Annotated in this window: 18 protein-coding genes; 11 read left to right on the forward strand and 7 right to left on the reverse strand. The window is 62.1% G+C overall.

The window, feature by feature from the left end:
- Positions 1-155 precede the first annotated feature (155 nt).
- Entirely contained in the window at positions 156-2,447 is a 2,292-nt protein-coding gene (locus tag ACP15I_RS12105; RefSeq protein WP_424975278.1) for a glycosyl hydrolase family 28-related protein, read from the forward strand.
- Between the two features lie 108 nt (positions 2,448-2,555).
- Positions 2,556-3,032: a DUF427 domain-containing protein gene (locus ACP15I_RS12110; RefSeq protein ID WP_424965954.1), complete on the forward strand. Its 477-nt coding sequence runs from the start codon at positions 2,556-2,558 to the stop codon at positions 3,030-3,032.
- Between the two features lie 3 nt (positions 3,033-3,035).
- Here ACP15I_RS12110 and ACP15I_RS12115 read toward each other — a convergent pair whose 3' ends face one another.
- Positions 3,036-3,530: a HugZ family protein gene (locus ACP15I_RS12115; RefSeq protein ID WP_424975279.1), complete on the reverse strand. Its 495-nt coding sequence runs from the start codon at positions 3,528-3,530 to the stop codon at positions 3,036-3,038.
- A gap of 95 nt (positions 3,531-3,625) precedes the next feature.
- Between ACP15I_RS12115 and ACP15I_RS12120 the strand changes: the two genes are divergently transcribed.
- Together ACP15I_RS12120 and ACP15I_RS12125 are read left to right on the forward strand one after the other, a co-directional pair.
- Positions 3,626-4,033: a universal stress protein gene (locus ACP15I_RS12120; protein ID WP_424975280.1), complete on the forward strand. Its 408-nt coding sequence runs from the start codon at positions 3,626-3,628 to the stop codon at positions 4,031-4,033.
- Between the two features lie 52 nt (positions 4,034-4,085).
- Entirely contained in the window at positions 4,086-4,406 is a 321-nt protein-coding gene (locus ACP15I_RS12125) for an antibiotic biosynthesis monooxygenase family protein (protein WP_424975281.1), read from the forward strand.
- A 3-nt stretch (positions 4,407-4,409) separates the two neighbouring features.
- Here ACP15I_RS12125 and ACP15I_RS12130 read toward each other — a convergent pair whose 3' ends face one another.
- Positions 4,410-5,090, reverse strand: a complete 681-nt coding sequence (locus tag ACP15I_RS12130) for a hypothetical protein (protein WP_424975282.1) — start codon at positions 5,088-5,090, stop codon at positions 4,410-4,412.
- 115 nt (positions 5,091-5,205) lie between these two features.
- Here ACP15I_RS12130 and parA point away from each other — a divergent pair, with 115 nt between their 5' ends.
- The 6 genes from parA (at position 5,206) to ACP15I_RS12160 (ending at position 9,382) form a co-directional block, all read left to right on the forward strand.
- A complete protein-coding gene (gene parA, locus ACP15I_RS12135) occupies positions 5,206-5,841 on the forward strand; it encodes a ParA family partition ATPase (RefSeq protein WP_424975283.1) in 636 nt (211 codons plus the stop codon).
- Between the two features lie 57 nt (positions 5,842-5,898).
- A complete protein-coding gene (locus ACP15I_RS12140; protein WP_424965960.1) occupies positions 5,899-6,141 on the forward strand; it encodes a zf-TFIIB domain-containing protein in 243 nt (80 codons plus the stop codon).
- A 390-nt stretch (positions 6,142-6,531) separates the two neighbouring features.
- Positions 6,532-7,497, forward strand: a complete 966-nt coding sequence (locus tag ACP15I_RS12145) for an IS1595 family transposase (protein WP_424975284.1) — start codon at positions 6,532-6,534, stop codon at positions 7,495-7,497.
- A 7-nt stretch (positions 7,498-7,504) separates the two neighbouring features.
- Positions 7,505-8,326: a hypothetical protein gene (locus tag ACP15I_RS12150; RefSeq protein ID WP_424975285.1), complete on the forward strand. Its 822-nt coding sequence runs from the start codon at positions 7,505-7,507 to the stop codon at positions 8,324-8,326.
- Entirely contained in the window at positions 8,326-8,946 is a 621-nt protein-coding gene (locus tag ACP15I_RS12155; RefSeq protein WP_424975286.1) for a type II toxin-antitoxin system VapC family toxin, read from the forward strand. Before ACP15I_RS12150 ends, ACP15I_RS12155 begins: the two co-directional genes overlap by 1 nt.
- A 106-nt stretch (positions 8,947-9,052) precedes the next feature.
- Complete coding sequence (locus ACP15I_RS12160) at positions 9,053-9,382, forward strand: hypothetical protein (protein ID WP_424975287.1); 330 nt, start codon at positions 9,053-9,055, stop codon at positions 9,380-9,382.
- A 42-nt stretch (positions 9,383-9,424) separates the two neighbouring features.
- On the opposite strand, the gene ACP15I_RS12165 is transcribed toward ACP15I_RS12160, so the two are convergent.
- Together ACP15I_RS12165 and uvrB are read right to left on the reverse strand one after the other, a co-directional pair.
- Entirely contained in the window at positions 9,425-9,934 is a 510-nt protein-coding gene (locus tag ACP15I_RS12165; protein WP_424975288.1) for a hypothetical protein, read from the reverse strand.
- A gap of 57 nt (positions 9,935-9,991) precedes the next feature.
- On the reverse strand, positions 9,992-12,172 hold the full coding sequence (gene uvrB / locus ACP15I_RS12170) for an excinuclease ABC subunit UvrB (protein ID WP_424975289.1): 2,181 nt from the start codon (positions 12,170-12,172) through the stop codon (positions 9,992-9,994).
- A gap of 513 nt (positions 12,173-12,685) precedes the next feature.
- On the opposite strand from uvrB, the gene ACP15I_RS12175 reads away from it, so the two are divergent.
- Positions 12,686-12,997 (forward strand): ETC complex I subunit, encoded by a 312-nt coding sequence (locus tag ACP15I_RS12175; RefSeq protein ID WP_424975290.1) that lies wholly within the window; start codon positions 12,686-12,688, stop codon positions 12,995-12,997.
- Positions 12,998-13,010: 13 nt separating this feature from the next.
- Here the strand turns inward: ACP15I_RS12175 and ACP15I_RS12180 are convergent, their stop codons facing one another.
- From ACP15I_RS12180 to ACP15I_RS12190, 3 genes are read right to left on the reverse strand one after another with little or no spacing between them, the layout of a single operon-like run.
- Positions 13,011-14,096, reverse strand: a complete 1,086-nt coding sequence (locus ACP15I_RS12180) for a DUF1513 domain-containing protein (RefSeq protein WP_424975291.1) — start codon at positions 14,094-14,096, stop codon at positions 13,011-13,013.
- Complete coding sequence (locus ACP15I_RS12185) at positions 14,096-15,154, reverse strand: imelysin family protein (protein ID WP_424975292.1); 1,059 nt, start codon at positions 15,152-15,154, stop codon at positions 14,096-14,098. Before ACP15I_RS12185 ends, ACP15I_RS12180 begins: the two co-directional genes overlap by 1 nt.
- Positions 15,151-16,686, reverse strand: coding sequence for a di-heme oxidoredictase family protein (locus tag ACP15I_RS12190; RefSeq protein ID WP_424975293.1), 1,536 nt, complete (start codon positions 16,684-16,686; stop codon positions 15,151-15,153). The genes ACP15I_RS12185 and ACP15I_RS12190 overlap by 4 nt, the downstream gene beginning before the upstream one ends.
- Between the last annotated feature and the right edge of the window lie 103 nt (positions 16,687-16,789).

Consider the following 16,789-nt stretch of genomic DNA (forward strand, 5'->3'; position numbering starts at 1 on the left):
CGCGCAGGGTTTCGAACTCGTTAAGACGCGCCCCGTAATCTGCGCGCAATGCCGGTCTCATCCGGCGCAATTTTCCGACAGAGCACAGCCCTGATGATCCCGGCGCGTGGGCGCGCTGGGCCGCTGCGCCTGTCTGCCATGTGAAAGGGGTTCGGATGAACAAGGCGATCACGGATGGATTGGACCTGATGCCGCCGCAATTTGCGGATGGGCTCGAGGTCTGGTCCCAGGGCAATGGCACACCGGCGACCGCAACCTGGGAGGGTGCCTCCAACGCCACCCTTGTTCCCGCGGATGCGGATTTCGGCAGCTGTCTCGAAATCCAGAAGCAGAATGACCTGACGCGCGTGCGCTACAAGGGCGAGACGCCGATCCTGCCGGGGTGCTACCTGCGCATCACCGCGCGGGTGAAGGTCCTGTCGGGCGCGCTGCCGAATGCGCGGATCGGCTCCTGGGCCGGGGGCGCGGGCGGCTCGAGCGTCGGCGGCATCGTCGAGGAGGGCCCCCTGGTCGCTCTCGACGCCTATGGCGAGGTGTTCGAAATCAGCGCCATCGTCGGCAGTGGCAGCCGGGGCGGGGTTGACCTCGTTTGGGGCACCACGCCGATCTATGGCCATTTCGGGGTGGATTTCACCGGCGCGAATGGGGGTCTGATCCGCATTGATGACATCACGATCGAGGATGTGACCACGGTCTATCTGCGCAAGATGATGGATTGGGTCGATGTGAAGGATTACGGCGCCAAAGGCGATGGCGTCACCGATGACACCCTGGCCTTCCGCGCCGCCGATGCGGCGGCAAATGGCCGCCGCGTGCTGGTGCCCGAGGGGATCTATCGCCTCACGAGCAACGTCACCATGACCGCCGAGACGCGGTTCGAAGGCACGGTGTCGATGCCCGATGACAAGCGGCTGTCGCTGACGCGCAATTTCGACCTGAACGCTTATTACGACGCGTTTGGCGATGAGGTTCTGGCCTTCAAGAAGGCTGTGCAGTGCTACCTCAACTTTTCGGACCATGACGCGCTGGATCTCTGCGGGCGCTCGATCGAGCTGACCGAGCCAATCGACATCCATGCGGCTGTGGGCAATCAGGATACGTTCACCATCCGCCGCGTGATCCGCAATGGGCAGTTCAACTGCTCGGCCAGCCCGGCCTGGGACACGGTGGTGACCACCTCGAAGGCGACCTATGCCACTTCGAACCCGCTGGAGCTGAGCGGTGTGGTCAATGTCGCCCAGATCGTGCCGGGCAGCCTCGTGGAGGGCAATGGTGTCGGGCGTGAGGTCTATGTGCGCGAAGTCAATGTCGGAGCGGCCCGGGTGACCCTGAGCCAGCCCTTGTACGATGCCGAGGGCACGCAGACCTTCACCTTCCGCAAGTTCCAGTATGCGCTGGATTTCAGCGGCTTCTCGCGGTTGGCGAAATTCACCCTGCAGAACATCGATCTGCGGCTGAACGAGCATGCCTCGGGTATTCTGCTGGCCCCGGATGGGGATGTCTTCGCGGTCGAGGAATGCGATTTCACCAAGCCCAAGGATCGTGGCATCACCTCGCACGGGGTCGGCTGTCAGAACCTGCATGTGGATCGCTGCCAGTTCCTGTCGCCGGAGATCGATCTGGACGTGTCCGAGCGCAACTCCATCGGGATCAACATCAATGCCAATGATGCCAAGATCCGCGACAACCGGGCGGTGCGGTTCAAGCACTTCATGGTGGTCCACGGGGCGGGCCATATCTTCACCGGGAACCATTGGTTCCAGGGCGATGGCACCTCGGATGGGCCGCGCACGGCGGGGGTGGTTCTGACCAATCTCAACGTCAAGACGACCTTCACGGGCAACTATCTGGACAACAGCACGCTGGAATGGACCAACGAGCATGACGCGGAGCCGGATTTCGGTGTCGAGCTGTCGTTTGGCGGGCTGACGGTGACGGGCAATATCTTCACCGTGAATGATGCGGGCGCGTGGTTCCGGTTCATCCAGATCAAGCCCTATGGCGCGGGACATTTCATCCAGGGGCTCAGCGTCTCAGACAATGTGTTCAAGTCGATCAACGGCACGATCGAGCGGGTGGACGGGGTCGACAGTTCCATCGCGCCGCTGGATGTAAGCCGGACGCGCAACGTGACCTTCGATGCCAATGCCTATAACGCCGTGGATCGGATCACGGTGAACCCGGTGACCCTGCCGCTGGAGCAGAATACCGAGGCGCGGCAATGGGTTCTGTCCACGGATGGCTACCTGCCTTTCGAGGGGCGGGCGCGCTTTGTCACCGGGGTGATTGCTGAGGGCAACATCACCACAGCGACCGGGCAGCTGGTCTATGCGATGCCGACGATGAACTTCAACCATGGTCCGGACAAGGATCAGGTGCGGCTCAACTGGCCCGACGAATGCAAGGGTACGGTCCATGTGACTGTGCGCGCGGATCGTCCGGTCTGAGCCACCGCGAGAGGGCTGGTTCGGAGGCGGGGGGTCTGATATCGTTTTGTGGTCGGCTCCCTGCCACTGCGCCCTGTTCGACGGCGCCCCTCCATTGAGATTGTGTTCATGACGGTCCTCCCGGTCGAGAACGTTCAGGACTACCCGCGCCCGCCTGCTCTTGAGCCGGTGGGCGTTCGGCTGCGCGTGATCCTGTCGGGGACGGTGGTGGCCGAGACCCGGGCCGGGTTGAGGGTGCTTGAGACCCATCACGCGCCAACCTATTATTTCCCGCCGACGGATATTCGCCCCGGTGTCCTTCAGCCCGCGCCGGGACGCTCGTTCTGCGAATGGAAGGGGACCGCGCAGTATTTCGACGTCGCGGCGAATGGCATGGTGAGCCACAAGGCCGCTTGGGCCTATGCCGACCCGACCGCGCGCTTTGCCGAGCTCAAGGATTACGTGGCCTTCTACCCCGAGCGGATGGAGGCCTGTTTCGTTGGCGATTTGCTGGTGACGGAGCAGCCCGGTGCCTTCTATGGCGGCTGGGTGACGCCGAACCTGCGCGGCACGGTCAAGGGCGCGCCCGGCACCCGCGGCTGGTAGCGCCTAGCCGAGGCCCAAATCGCCGGGTGTCAGCGTAAAGGCCTTGCCGAACCCGCCATTGAGCGCGGCCGCCTGCACATCGAACAGGGCGAAGTGGAAATCCGTGAAATCGATATAGAGCTGCGCCTTGGGATGCGTGGTCAGGTAGTGACCCCGCAGGGCGGCGTAATCGGCGGTGCCATTGGCCACGAAGCCCGCGCGCATCTGCAGCGTGATACGGGGATGGGTGAGCGGGTCGCCTTTCTCCCCCGGCTCCCCCAAGAGCAGCGAGCACCGGGGGTCCGCGCTCAGCGCCTTGGTGTGCAGGGAGAGCTCCGAGATCAGGGTGAGGGGTCGCCCGTCCGGCGCGGTCCCCACGGCGACCCGGGTCACCATGGGGCCGCCGGTCTCGGGATCCACGGTCCCCAGCGCGCCAAACCGTGCGTTGCAGACCAGCCCGCGGGCAAGCGCGCGCGCGTCGTCATCGGTCGGTCGGATCGGATTGATCTTGTCGGGCATGGGCGTCTCCGGATCATGATTTCAATCAAGGTGCGAACGAGTCAGCTTTGCTAGAACAGTCTCGAAAGCCCAAGGATGAGACAAGGAGCGATCCCATGTACAAGAACGTTTTAGTGGCCGTCGACGTGGATCACGCAGAAACCGGACGCGACGCGCTGGCCTTGGCGCGGGCGCTCTGCGCCGAAGGGGCGGAGATCACGGCGCTCTACGTGCTGGAAGCCTTGCCGAGCTATGCGACGCAATACCTGCCGGATGATCATGGCAAGGCGCAGATCAAGGAATACGAAACCGCTCTGGCCGGCGAACTGGGCATGCCCGAGGACATCACCGTCAAGGTGGTCACGGGCCATTCCGGCGCGACACTGGTGGATTACGCGATTTCCAAGGAGATCGATTGCATCGTGCTCACCTCGCATAAACCGGGGATCCAGGACTACTTCCTGGGATCCACTGCCGGTCGCGTGGTGCGTCATGCGCCGTGCTCGGTCCATGTGATCCGATAGCCGGGCCTGATCGGCGGATCTGTGCTAGAATGGCGGGGGAGGAGACCCCGCCATGCCACAAATTACCAAATCCGCCGATCTGCAAACCGTCGTGACCACGTTCGAGGTCACGCCGGGCACCTGTCAGGACCTGCTCGAGGCGCTGACCGATGCCTATGCCAGTTTCATCTCGCAACAGCCCGGCTTCATCTCTGCCGGGTTGCATGTGAATGACGCCCAGACCCGGATCGCCAATTACAGCCAGTGGAACCGGCGCGAAGACTTCCAGGCCATGTTGCGCACGGATGAGATGCGCGACCGCAATCGCCAGATCAGCGCATTGTGCCGGAGTTTTGAGCCGGTGCTTTACGACGTGGCCGCGGTGTTCGACTGAGCACTAGAAGCGCGACCAGACCCCGAATTTGACCCGCGGATCCTCATCCCCGAGGATTGGTAGGGTCACGGCGGTCTCCACCTGAAACAGGTCCGAGAAGTGCCAGACATAGGTCGGTACGAGCTTGGCGAGCGGGTCCTGATCGTATTCCTGCGAGGTCTGGAGTTGCAGATAGACCAGATGCTTGTTCTCGCGCTGCCAGCCGATGGTGGCATCGACCTTGATCAACCGCCTGCTGCCGAAACTGTCCTTGTGCCGAAATCGCGCGCTGGCATCCACCGCCGTCCAGCCATTGCCGAAAGGGTAGCTCAGCCCGCGCCCCCAACTCGCCCCGATCACCCAGAGCGGCTTCGGCGGGCGCACCAGATTGCCCGAGGCGCCCACGCCGCCCAGAATCGCAAAGCGGTGCGGGCCGTCGTTTTGAAACACCGGATAGCGGGCAAAGGCGTATCCCTCGGCCACGAAGGCGTTGGCGCTGCCGTCAAAGCCGAGGGTCAGATTCTCGGTCAGACCGTATTCCGCATAAAGCGTGGCGACCCAGTCTTCCTCTTCCCCGGCGGTTTCCTGCGCGGCGGTGACGAAAAGGCGCCCGTCCTCCTGCGGCCACGGACCCGCAAGGGCTGCAGACGCGCAAAACGCGGCGCAACCGGATCGTGCAAGAAGGCGAAGGAGCGGTCGGATCATCTCTTGCCTAAATTCCCGACAATTGAGCGCATCTGTCCAGCCTGCCCCCATATTTCGCGTGCACCCCCCTCAGAATCACCGCAAGTTGTGACCGCAAGAGCGCATGGGGGGCAGAATGACCGGTAAAATCTTAACGATTGCTCAACAAAAGGGAGGATCGGGCAAGACCACGCTGGCGGTCAACCTGGCGGTGGCCGGTCTGCGCGCGGGGCAGAGCGTCGCGGTGATCGATACCGACCCGCAGGGCTCGCTGGGACGCTGGTTCATGACCCGGCTCGAACGGCTGGACGGGGAGCCCGATATGGAGTTTTCCACCGCGTCGGCCTGGGGGGTCGGCTACGAGGTGGGCAAGCTCGCCAAGGCCTGCGATCTGGTGATCATCGACACGCCGCCCAAGGTGGATAGCGACCTGAAACCGGCGCTGCGCGCGGCGGATCTGGTGGTGGTGCCCGTGGCGACCTCTCATGTGGATCTCTGGGCGACTGAGGGCGTGCTCGATCTGGCGGACCGGGTGGGCAAGCCGACGCTTCTGGTTCTGAACCGGACGCGGGCGGGGACGCGTCTCGGGGCCGAGGTGGCGGAGGCCGCCGCCGAGACCAGCGCGGATCTGGCGGAGGCGCAGCTCGCCAACCGGATCGTCTATGCCGAGACGCTGGGCCAAGGGCTCGGCGCGCCGGAGGCCGCCCGCAAGGGCGCGGCGGTGGCCGAGGTCGACGCGCTCTATGCCGAGATCATGGGGATGTTCACCTGAACTTGCGACCCGCCGTTTGATCCCCATCTGTAGAGGGAGCAACACGGAGAAACGCCCATGAAATGCCCGATCGACGGAACCGAGCTTGTGATGACCGACCGCAGCGGGGTCGAGATCGACTACTGCCCGAGCTGCCGAGGTGTCTGGCTGGATCGCGGCGAGCTCGACAAGATCATCGAGCGCTCGGTCCCGGCGTCAGCCCCGAAACCGACGCGGGATTTCGACGACGATTACCCGGGAGGCCGCGCGCCCCGGCGGAAGAAGAAAGAGAGCTTCCTGATGGAGCTGTTTGATTTCTGAGAGGTGGTTTTGCGCCGGGCTGCGCCCGTCGCCCCGGCGAGAGGGGCCAGCCCCTCTCGCGCTCTCCCCGGGATATTTGGAGACTTAAGAAACGAATGTGCATTGAGCAAAGGCTGCCGAAGAGACTTCGGGAGCAGCACCGTCGCTTAGAGTACTGCGAGGCTATCTCCATACCAGTGAATAACCTCAACCCGAACGCGAATTTCTAAAATGAAACTGGAAAAATCTCTCGGCTAGGTGGGCCAAAATTTCCCGGAGTGATCGCTTCGGCGTTTGTGTCAGATACCATACCGGAACTAGTTTAAATCCGTTGCAATGTTTGGCGATTGTATATTTGACAAACCCAAGCGGAGTGACTATCTTTAACTCAACAAGTTAGAGGTCTCCGCTATGTCCGTTCTGTCCGCCAAGTACATGTATGACGAAGCCGCTGCGTTCGAGCACGTGGAGTCTATGCTGTGGGCTGACGGTCCGGCGTGCCCGCACTGTGGCGTTGTGGATTGCGCCTACCGCCTGACGGGCGTCCGCACCAAGCCGAGCAAGAAGAACCCTGAAGGCAAGGAGCGTCACGGCCTGTGGAAGTGCCGCGAGTGCCGCAAGCAGTTCACCGTTCGCAAAGGCACCATTTTTGAGGAAAGCCACCTGCCGCTGCACCTGTGGCTGCAAGCCATTCACCTGATGGTTTCCAGCAAGAAGGGCATCAGCAGCCACCAGCTTCACCGCGTTCTGGGCATCACCTACAAGTCCGCGTGGTTCCTGACCCACCGCATCCGCGAGTGCATGCGCTCTGACACTCTGGCCCCGTTTGGCAGCAACGGCGGCGCGGTTGAGGTTGACGAGACGTTTATTGGCAAAGAGCCGGGCGTCGTCAAAGCCAAGAACGCGCGCGGCGGCTCTCACAAGATGAAGGTTCTGACATTGGTGGATCGCGACACCAAGCAGGCAAAGAGCATCGTAGTAGACGACCTAAGAAAGTCTACGCTGATCCCGATCCTACAAGACAATATTGCAAAGGAAGCGTTCGTTCTGACCGACGAGGCCAGCCAGTACCAAGGCATCGGCGCTGGCCGCGTGTTTGAGGCCCATGACTGGACCAATCATAGCGCTGGTGAGTACGTCCGCTACGAGGCCCCCGAGGTCCACACCAATACGGTTGAAGGGTTCTACAGCATCTTCAAGCGCGGCATGAAGGGCGTGTACCAGCACTGCGGCAAGCAACACCTGCACCGCTACGCGGCGGAGTTCGATTTCCGTTACAACAATCGAAAGGCAAATGGTGTAGACGATTCTCAGCGCGCCGAGAACGTGCTATCATCGGCCACTGGCAAGCGTCTGACATATAAATTGCCTCACTGAGAAACCTATGGCACCGCCCGGCGGAACTGATCTTAAATTCACACTGTACGGCCTTGAGCACCATGGAGATGGCGAGGTTGACGGTGAGATATTTGCGGCAAAGCTGAAGAAACTGATTGCTGGTCTCAAACGCCTCGATAGCGACTACAATACTCGGGGACAGCATCGCTTTATGATAAGTGATCTTGAGTTTGCTAGCGCCACCGTGGTCCTTCGCGAAAAGAGCCTAAAGCCCAGAGCGGTCAGAAAGTCGCCATCGCAAAGGTTTGCCGAAATAGGCGCAGCGGCAAATTCCGCGACACCTTTCGCTGTTCAAAATGCGGCAGACGAGTATGCGCTAGGTATATACAAGAGCCTCTCGACGGGAGCGGGCAAAACCTTTTCATACGGCGTCGTGAGCGCACCAGAAATATCTGCCGTCAGGATTGATGATCTTCTCAAGGCACGAGTAGAGGGTATTATCTCCAACGCTCTTGAAATCGCTCAAGGCGCAGAACCTAAGTACTTTCGTGGCGTGTCTTTCGACACCTATGACGGCACGATGAAGCTGGTAGACCTTCGCGGCCTGTTCCCTGAGGCCAAGCTAGTTCTGTCCGCTGGTGGCAAAGAGGTTAGTTGCGTTGTGCCTCGGTCAGACGTCGAAATGCTGCGAAACGCGCTGAACCGACGCGTCCTTGTATCGGGCCAATCCCAATATGACGGCCACAGCATGGTTCCCTCTCGAATTGACGTGAGCAACATCAGAATTGTAGGCGACGGTCATAACATTCTAGAGTTTCGCGGTAGCCTCAAAAATGCCGATCCCTCAGCAATCGAGGGGATTGGCTGATGGCTTCTTCATCGTTTCTCTGGGACACCTGCGTTCTGTACAGATTTCTAAACGGGGAACCGGAGGAGTGGCTGGATCATATTGAGGCCCACTTGTCTGATGTCCAGTCGGGCAAATCCGATATCTTTGTTTCAACTACTATTCTTGCTGAAATTCGCCCTTCGAAGGTTTTCAAGCCGGGGCAAACACCATTGCAAATCGTTCAGGCCGTCAGCGCGGCGTTTAAGTACATTCCTCCATCGCCAGACATTATGTCGCTGGCCGGGCACCTGCGAGACCAAGAGTACACGTACATAAACGGGCCCGAAGACAAAGCCAGCACCAGAGAACTTAGTTTAGGAGACGCGATACACTTAGCGACTGGCATCGCGTTGCAGGAGGAGTTTGGGGTTCAAAACCTGACAGTTCACTCCTTTGACGAAGGTAAGACGAAAGACGGGCAAATAGGAAAGAAAACTGTCCCGATGGTTGGTTTTCATAACTGGTGCCGCAACAACAAAAACGATGAAGAAATACAGCGGGTGCTGTCACTCAAAATCACCAAGCCGGAGCATCCTTCATGCAAGCTGCCGAAGACAAATCCCAAGCCGACAAGTTCCGCGAAGCCGCCCGCCAGCTAGAGACGGACGACGACGAAGCGAAGTTCAACGAAAAGCTGGGCAAGCTGGTGAAACAGAAGTCAGTCGAGAAGAAGGACGACTAAGGTATTATAATACCGTCCATTGTGTGGTATCTTATACCCATGAACGCTTCGTCACTCGAATTAACGATGAATCTGTAAGGCTTGTTGTGCTCAGTCTGGCCCGAGAATGTCATGATTTTGCTATTTCTTGCGGTATCGCGAGCCATTCTGTTGAGCATCAACTGGAGCTCGTCCTTGGCATAATCGACAGCCATAGAAGCGACCTTCTCGACGTCCGCGATGTTCCCGCACTCAACACAACCGACATCGCCGCCATCCGCATCGGCTTCTCCGATGAAGGCTACCTTCTGCTTGCAGAGGCCGCAAAGGATCGGCTGACTAACTCCCTCAACGTTGATGCAGACGTCTTCTGACATTTCTCGAATCCCCGTAACCAGTGGAGTCCGAGCCTGTCGCTACACGACTGGTTTGTCAAATATACAATCGCCCAATGTTTTCCTAAATGCTTCTTCATGCAAATCTATCTTATGGTCTAGCCAGTCCAAAAAGTTCAGAGATTTATTTGCTTGGTGTTCGTCCCTGAGCATGGTTACGAGGCGCATAGCGTTCTCAGTATTAAGGAATCTCACTGCGCCGAAGTACTGGCGAACGCCATCAGATTTCAATAACTTGTGGAAATGACCCGATTGAATGAGTGGATCCATCGCCGAGTAATTGAACGAATCCATTGAGATGAAAAGCTCCGAATCTTGAACTTGACCAGCTGAAATTCTTCCACGCAGCAATCGGAGCTGGGTTCTGAGGTTTTCCAGTTCGCTAGTGTTAAGTTCTACTTCACTTCTCAAGATTTCAATTGCGTTTTTTGTCTGGAAGTGAAACATGATAAAATGTGCCATTAGTTGCACAAAAACTCCTGCCACAATTCCTAGGAAAACTCCCAAGCCCGTTATCATCTCAGTATGCATGCCTTTGAGTGTCCAATTTCTTTAAGCCGAGCGTCCATTTTTGAACCGTGACTGTCTTCAGGGTCGTTTCCGCCGCTTCACATTCCCACCCCTTTGCCCCGGCCTTCCGGCGGTGCTTCGGCCCGAGGCCTTGGCGCTTTCTTCGACGGCGGCCTCAACGGCTGACTGGCGCGCCAGCGGGTCGTCGGCGATGGCCAGATCGACGGCTTCGAGCCGTTTGACCTCGTCGCGCAGGCGGGCGGCTTCTTCGAATTCCAGGTTCTCGGCGGCCTTGCGCATATCCGTGCGCAGCCCGTCCAGCACGGCTTCGAGGTTGCCGCCATGGAGCGGCTTGTCGACCTTGGCGGTCACGCGGTTCATGTCCACATCGCCCTCGTAGAGCCCGGCGAGCACGTCTTCGACGTTCTTCTTCACCGTCTCCGGGGTGATGCCGTGTTCCTTGTTATAGGCGATCTGCTTCGCGCGGCGGCGGTTGGTTTCGGCCAGCGCACGCTCCATGGACCCGGTGATCCGGTCGGCATACATGATCACGCGGCCCTCGGCGTTCCGCGCGGCACGACCGATGGTCTGCACCAGCGAGGTTTCCGAGCGCAGGAAGCCTTCCTTATCCGCATCCAGGATCGCCACCAGCCCGCATTCCGGGATGTCGAGCCCCTCGCGCAGCAGGTTGATCCCGATCAGTACGTCGAAGGCCCCGAGCCGCAGGTCGCGCAGGATCTCGATCCGCTCCAGCGTGTCGATGTCGGAATGCATGTAGCGGACGCGGATCCCCTGTTCATGCATGTACTCTGTCAGGTCCTCGGCCATGCGTTTCGTCAGAGTCGTCACCAGCGTGCGGAACCCGTCGGCGGAGACCTTGCGCACCTCGTCCAGCAGGTCATCCACCTGCATCTCGACCGGGCGGATCTCGACCTGCGGATCCAGCAGGCCGGTGGGGCGGATCACCTGTTCGGTGAAGATGCCGCCGGTCTGTTCCAGCTCCCATGCTGCGGGGGTGGCCGAGACGAAGACCGATTGCGGGCGCATGGCGTCCCATTCCTCGAATTTCAGCGGGCGGTTGTCCATGCAGGAGGGCAGGCGGAAGCCGTGCTCGGCCAGCGTCATCTTGCGGCGGAAGTCGCCCTTGTACATGCCGCCGATCTGCGGAACCGAGACATGGCTTTCATCGGCGAAGACGATCGCGTTGTCGGGGATGTATTCGAACAGGGTGGGGGGCGGCTCGCCCGGGGCGCGGCCCGTCAGGTAACGCGAGTAGTTCTCGATGCCATTGCAGACGCCCGTGGCCTCCAGCATCTCGATATCGAAATTCGTGCGTTGCTCCAGCCGTTGCGCCTCCAGCAGCTTTCCCTCGGCGACCAGTTGGTCGAGCCGTATCCGCAGCTCCTTTTTGATCGACACGATCGCCTGCTGCATGGTGGGGCGGGGGGTCACGTAATGCGAGTTGGCGTAGATCCGGATCCGGTCCACCGTGTCGGCCTTGGCCCCGGTGAGCGGGTCGAATTCGGTGATGCTCTCGAGCTCTTCGCCGAAGAAGGAAAACTTCAGCGCGCGGTCCTCCAGGTGGGCAGGCCAGACCTCGAGACTGTCGCCGCGCACCCGGAAGGACCCCCGCTGGAAGGCGGCATCGTTGCGGCGGTATTGCTGGGCCACGAGATCGGCCATGATCTGGCGCTGGTCGTATTCGTTCCCGGCGATCAGGTCCTGTGTCATCGCGCCATAGGTTTCCACCGAGCCGATACCATAGATGCAAGAGACGGACGCCACGATGATCACGTCATCCCGTTCCAGAAGCGCCCGCGTCGCCGAGTGGCGCATGCGGTCGATCTGCTCGTTGATCTGGGATTCCTTCTCGATATAGGTGTCCGAACGGGCGACATAGGCCTCGGGCTGGTAGTAGTCGTAATAGCTGACGAAATACTCGACCGCATTGTCGGGAAAGAAGCCCTTGAACTCCCCATAGAGCTGCGCCGCCAAGGTCTTGTTGGGTGCAAGGATAATCGCCGGGCGCTGGGTCTCTTCGATCACCTTGGCCATGGTGAAGGTCTTGCCTGTCCCCGTGGCGCCCAGCAGAACCTGATCGCGCTCGCCATCGCGTACGCCCTGGCTCAGCTCGACAATCGCCGTCGGCTGGTCGCCTGCGGGGGAAAAGCTGGTCTCCATGCGAAAGGTCTGGCCGCCCTCGAGTTTCGGGCGACTGCGGACGTCTTCGGCAATGGCATTCAGAACGGGCTGGTCCATGGGTCGATTCCTTTCTGGACCTCTAAGGTGATCTGTTTTTGTTCTCTTGCAAGGGGGCGCGACGCGTCAACGCGTTGCAAGATGCGAAGATTATGGGTTGAGTTGTTGACCGCGATCAATAATATCGCCCCTGCGCGGCGTGCATCAAAAAAAACCTCTAAGACCAAGGTCTTGGGCCATAATGCCGCAACTGAACAAATTTAATAAAAAAATCAAATAATTAAAGGTGACTCCTGAGCGAAGCTTTGTTTGGGCTCTCAACCAAGGCGAGAAAATTCAATTGTATTGAGTGTACCGAGCGCCTAACTTTCTACTGCAAGCAGCAAATGGCTGTCGGTCGGTCTCGCACCACCCACCCCACCCCTCGCTCCCTCGAGGCTGATCGGCAGTCGCTTGTAATCCCCCTCAGATCCGGATCCGAGTGTCGCCGTCGCGGCTCTGCGTCGCAGAACGCGTGGCTTGCATCGCAGCGGGCCAATGGTGATAGTGCCGCCAAGCAGAGAAAGGGTCGCTATGCGCGCGCGAGTTTACCAGCCAGCCAAAACCGCCATGTCCTCGGGTCAGGCGAAGACCAAGGGATGGGTGCTGGAGCATGCGCCGAACAGCGCGCGCGAGATCGATCCTCTGATGGGCTGGACGAGCTCCGACGACACGCAGAGCCAGGTGAAGCTGCGGTTCGACACCAAGGAAGCCGCGCTGGACTACGCCCGTGAGAAGGGGATCGAGGTCACGGTGACCGAGCCCAAGAAGCGCAAGGTGAATATCCGCCCGGGCGGCTATGGCGACAACTTCGCAACCAACCGCCGGACGGTCTGGACTCACTAGTCCCCGCGCGGATCTACACCCTCACAAGATGATTGTCCCAGGCGAGGCCCTGGGCATTGGCGCTCTGGGCAACGGCCCTCTCTGACAGGGTGCGCAACGCGCCGGTGCCCGACGTTACGGCAAAGCCATCAGGGTGGGTGTCGATCCCGCTGACATCCGCAAGCGCGCGCGTGTCCGCCAACTGGCCCGTGGCCCCATCATAGATATGCACCAGCCCCCCGCGCGGTGAGGTGGCCGCGATGCGCGCAGCGTCCGGTGTGATCGCGATGCTGCCGATATAGCCGCGCAGGTCACGCAGGGCGTCCCGCTCCGCCTGGCAGAGCCGGATCTGCGCGCCCCTCCGGTGCAGCCCCACGAGGGCCGGGCTCGGCCCATCCCCTTGCCATTGCATGCCGAAGGCCACGGTCCCGTCCTGCGCAACCGCCATGTGGCGGATGGAGTTCAGGTGCATCTCCTGGGGCAGGGCCACTGTTTCGACGATTTCGCCCGCGCGCAGGTAGCTGAGGTTCGGTGCCATGGTCGGCAGGTTCAACTTGGTGCGCCCGGTGTCGGGATGCGTCTCGATCCCGCCATTGGCCACCACCAGCGTCTCGGTCCCGGGCAGACGGCGGATGTCATGGGGGCCGACGCCGCCGCTGGCGACACTGCCAGCCCGGCGATAGCCCGCCGCCACGTCCCAGATGCCGACGGCGCCGGTTCCGGCCTCAAAGTCATTCTCGGTGGTGAAAAGCCACTCCCCTGCGCCGGAGAACACCCCGTGCCCGTAGAAATGCCGCCCCGCGGGCGCATCCAGCCGAGCGATGGCCCGGCCGGAGCGGCAATCGATCACCTCGGCAAAGGTCCCGGGCCGCCGGGCAAAGGCCACGGCCTCGGGGCGCATCGGATGTGCCGCTGCTGCGTGGCCCCGGGCGGGAAGGGGCAGCTCGAACAGGATCTCGAGCTCGGCACTCAGCCCGCACAGCACCGAGCGGCCATCGGACCGGCCCGCTGCGCTGAGATAGGCTGGCGCTCCGGCGTCAGACCAGCTCGGCGCGGGCATCACCCCTGCGGCGAGCAACCCGCCCAGAAAGGCGCGGCGACCCGGGCCCGTCCCGGGCATCAGTCCCCGTCCAGCGCGTTGAACCCGGCCGCCACGCCGAGGGTCGGGCCGAGCGATCCGCTGACGAGGGCGCGGATTTCCTCGATGCTGTATTGCAGGGCCTCGACCCGGAATCGGCCAGCGGGCTCGGCCACCGTCGCAAAGACCGGATCCTCCAGCGCCGCGAGCCGCGCGAGACTGCGGTCGAAATGGGCCGCGAGATCGGCATTGAGCTTTGGGTCGTTCCGCGAGAGCCGGTCCGCCAGATCCGCAAGCGCGGTCAGGCTGACCGCCACATGGTGGCCTGAGCGGCCCGAGCGCCGCGCCTCGGCGCGCGCGGGGCGGGGGCGTTCAAAGGTGCCCATGGGCCGCCCGAGCCGCGTCTCGGAGGTGAATTGCAACCCGGTCGAGAGGGCCTTGAACCCCTCTTGCAGCACTTCGGTCTCGCTGCGATAGATCGCGTCCGGGCCGGGCTGGGTGAAGGCCTGCGCATAGCGCTCGCGCCAATCGGCGGCCATCGCGGCGCTGGTCGCGGCGATATCGGCGGCAATGGTCTGGACCAGCTGGCAATGATAGGCCGGATCCCCGGCGGTCATCAGCGTCGGGTCGTAGAGCAACAGTTCCAGCGCATAAAAGCCACGCGCCGCGATGGAGACCTGCGCGTAGTCCGTAACCGTCTCGGCGATCGGGTCCGCCTCGGCGAGCAGCCCGGCCAAAACGCGCGGCCCGGTGCTGCGCGGATCGGGCCAGAAGGCCAGGGCAAAGGCGCGCTGCTCGGCCTCGGAGGGGCCAAAGCGCAGATGGCTCATGGCGATCCAGGCGTCGAAGGCGCTGGCAAATGCCGCGCGCAGCTCCGCATCCTCGGGCGCGCAGTGGGTCGATGCGGTCTCGGAAAGAGCCGCGCCGGTGGCTGCGAGGCTTTCGACCCGGGGCAGGATATGCCCGGTCAGGATGTCCTCGATCATCACCGAGGCCATGGGCGCTTCGGGTGGGGCCGAGGGCGTATCGGCGTGCAGGGCGGGGCCGGTCAGGGCAAAGGTGGCGCCAAGCAGGGCGGCGGCGATCAGGGCCTGTGTCATAAACTCTCCAGAAACGCGATGAGTGCGTTACGGTCTTCGGTGGGCAGTCGGGCGACCCTGTCGCGGGCGCGCTCGGCCTCGCCACCATGCCAAAGGATGGCCTCCAGAATGGAGCGCGCCCGTCCGTCATGGAGGAACTGGCTGTGCCCGCTGACCTTCCATGTCAGTCCGATACCCCAAAGCGGCGGCGTGCGCCACTCGCGCCCTGTCGCACGGGCCTCGGGACGGTTGTCGGCCAGACCGGGACCCATGTCATGGAGCAAAAGGTCCGTATAGGGCCAGATCAGCTGGAAGCTTTGCGCCGGTTGGTCAGGCAGGCGGTGGGTGACGAAACTCGGGCGGTGGCAGGCGGCGCATCCTGCGGCGTGGAACACGGCCTTGCCGCGCAGCACCTGCGGGTCACCGGCATCCGGGCGGGCGGGCACCCCGAGATTGCGGCTGTAGAACACCACGAGATCCATCGCATCCGCGGCGATTTCGAAGCTGCGGACATCCTTGTCGCCATGCGGCGCGTCACGGCAGGCCGCCTGTGCGGCGGTGCAGTCCCCCCAAGGGGCCGGGCGCAGGGGGCTCGAGATGCCGATATCGCCAGAGAACGCGTCCGCGACCTGCGCGCGCAAGCTGGGCATGCCCGCTTTCAGACCGAAGCGGCCCAGCATGGGTTGGTTGAACTCTGTGGACCAGACGATGTTCGGACGCCCTGAGATGCCGTCCCCATCGGCATCCTGCGGGTCGGCAAGGGCAAGGATATCCGCAGCCGGGATCGCCTCCAGCAGGCCGAGGCCGATCATCTGTGGCGCGACCCGGGCGCTGATCTTCGCCTCGGGTCCGAGAGGGCCGTAGCGCAGGTCCGCAAGGCCGTAATCCGGGCGGCGCAGCTGCACGACCTCACCATCGGGCAGGGTCACGCTCTGCTCGGTATAGGTGACTTCGAGCCGGTACTCGCCCGCCTGGCCGGGCGTGCCGAGATCCTGCAGCTGCCCGCCATAGACCGGGTGCGGCTGGTCCCCGTGAAACCCGGGGATCGGGGGCAGGGCGTCGTCCTGCGCGGCCGGGACCGATAGGCGCAGCAGCATGGAGGTGGCATCATCCTCCGGGCCCTCGGGCGCATGTCCGCGCCCGTCATTCACATGGCAGCGTTGGCAGGAGCGCGCATTGTAGAGCGGGCCAAGCCCGTCCGAGGCCAGGGTCGAAGAGGGCGAAGAGACCCAGAGCTTGGCAAACATCGCGTCGCCCAGATGGAAGGTCATCTTGGCGTCATGGGCAAGATTTGCCGAGGGCTGCGAGAAGGCCGCGTCCCCGGGGGTGCGGGGCACGGTGGCGGCCCCTGCGGGCATCGCCTCGAACCGGTGCGGGGTGTCGAACTGGGTCGGCGGGGCGAGCACGGCCTTGATCCGCGCGGTTTCTGCCGCGCTGCGGGGCGCGGGGTTCAGATGCAGATCCGCAAGGGCGGGCAGCGGGGTGGTTTCGAGACCGGTGGCGCTGCACGGCAAGCCGAGCAGCGCGGTCGCGATCAGAACGAAACGTGGCATCAAATAGGCTCCGGATCGACAGGGCGTGCGCGTATGGGGCAGCCGGATGTGGGGAGAACCGCCCCGTTTGGGGCGGTCCGGATATCACGGGCGCGCGGGGCCG

It is taken from the genome of Dinoroseobacter sp. S124A, assembly GCF_049801015.1.
Lineage (GTDB): Bacteria > Pseudomonadota > Alphaproteobacteria > Rhodobacterales > Rhodobacteraceae > Dinoroseobacter.

What these genes read in the sequence shown, in the direction of transcription:
- ACP15I_RS12190 (WP_424975293.1), bottom strand. Translation starts at nt 16,686, where the DNA reads ATGCCACGTTTCGTTCTGATCGCGACCGCGCTGCTCGGCTTGCCGTGC.
- ACP15I_RS12165 (WP_424975288.1), bottom strand. Translation starts at nt 9,934, where the DNA reads ATGCATACTGAGATGATAACGGGCTTGGGAGTTTTCCTAGGAATTGTG.
- ACP15I_RS12145 (WP_424975284.1), top strand. Translation starts at nt 6,532, where the DNA reads ATGTCCGTTCTGTCCGCCAAGTACATGTATGACGAAGCCGCTGCGTTC.
- ACP15I_RS12175 (WP_424975290.1), top strand. Translation starts at nt 12,686, where the DNA reads ATGCGCGCGCGAGTTTACCAGCCAGCCAAAACCGCCATGTCCTCGGGT.
- ACP15I_RS12130 (WP_424975282.1), bottom strand. Translation starts at nt 5,090, where the DNA reads ATGATCCGACCGCTCCTTCGCCTTCTTGCACGATCCGGTTGCGCCGCG.
- ACP15I_RS12120 (WP_424975280.1), top strand. Translation starts at nt 3,626, where the DNA reads ATGTACAAGAACGTTTTAGTGGCCGTCGACGTGGATCACGCAGAAACC.
- ACP15I_RS12110 (WP_424965954.1), top strand. Translation starts at nt 2,556, where the DNA reads ATGACGGTCCTCCCGGTCGAGAACGTTCAGGACTACCCGCGCCCGCCT.
- uvrB (WP_424975289.1), bottom strand. Translation starts at nt 12,172, where the DNA reads ATGGACCAGCCCGTTCTGAATGCCATTGCCGAAGACGTCCGCAGTCGC.
- ACP15I_RS12185 (WP_424975292.1), bottom strand. Translation starts at nt 15,154, where the DNA reads ATGACACAGGCCCTGATCGCCGCCGCCCTGCTTGGCGCCACCTTTGCC.
- ACP15I_RS12180 (WP_424975291.1), bottom strand. Translation starts at nt 14,096, where the DNA reads ATGCCCGGGACGGGCCCGGGTCGCCGCGCCTTTCTGGGCGGGTTGCTC.
- ACP15I_RS12150 (WP_424975285.1), top strand. Translation starts at nt 7,505, where the DNA reads ATGGCACCGCCCGGCGGAACTGATCTTAAATTCACACTGTACGGCCTT.
- ACP15I_RS12115 (WP_424975279.1), bottom strand. Translation starts at nt 3,530, where the DNA reads ATGCCCGACAAGATCAATCCGATCCGACCGACCGATGACGACGCGCGC.
- parA (WP_424975283.1), top strand. Translation starts at nt 5,206, where the DNA reads ATGACCGGTAAAATCTTAACGATTGCTCAACAAAAGGGAGGATCGGGC.
- ACP15I_RS12140 (WP_424965960.1), top strand. Translation starts at nt 5,899, where the DNA reads ATGAAATGCCCGATCGACGGAACCGAGCTTGTGATGACCGACCGCAGC.
- ACP15I_RS12105 (WP_424975278.1), top strand. Translation starts at nt 156, where the DNA reads ATGAACAAGGCGATCACGGATGGATTGGACCTGATGCCGCCGCAATTT.
- ACP15I_RS12125 (WP_424975281.1), top strand. Translation starts at nt 4,086, where the DNA reads ATGCCACAAATTACCAAATCCGCCGATCTGCAAACCGTCGTGACCACG.
- ACP15I_RS12155 (WP_424975286.1), top strand. Translation starts at nt 8,326, where the DNA reads ATGGCTTCTTCATCGTTTCTCTGGGACACCTGCGTTCTGTACAGATTT.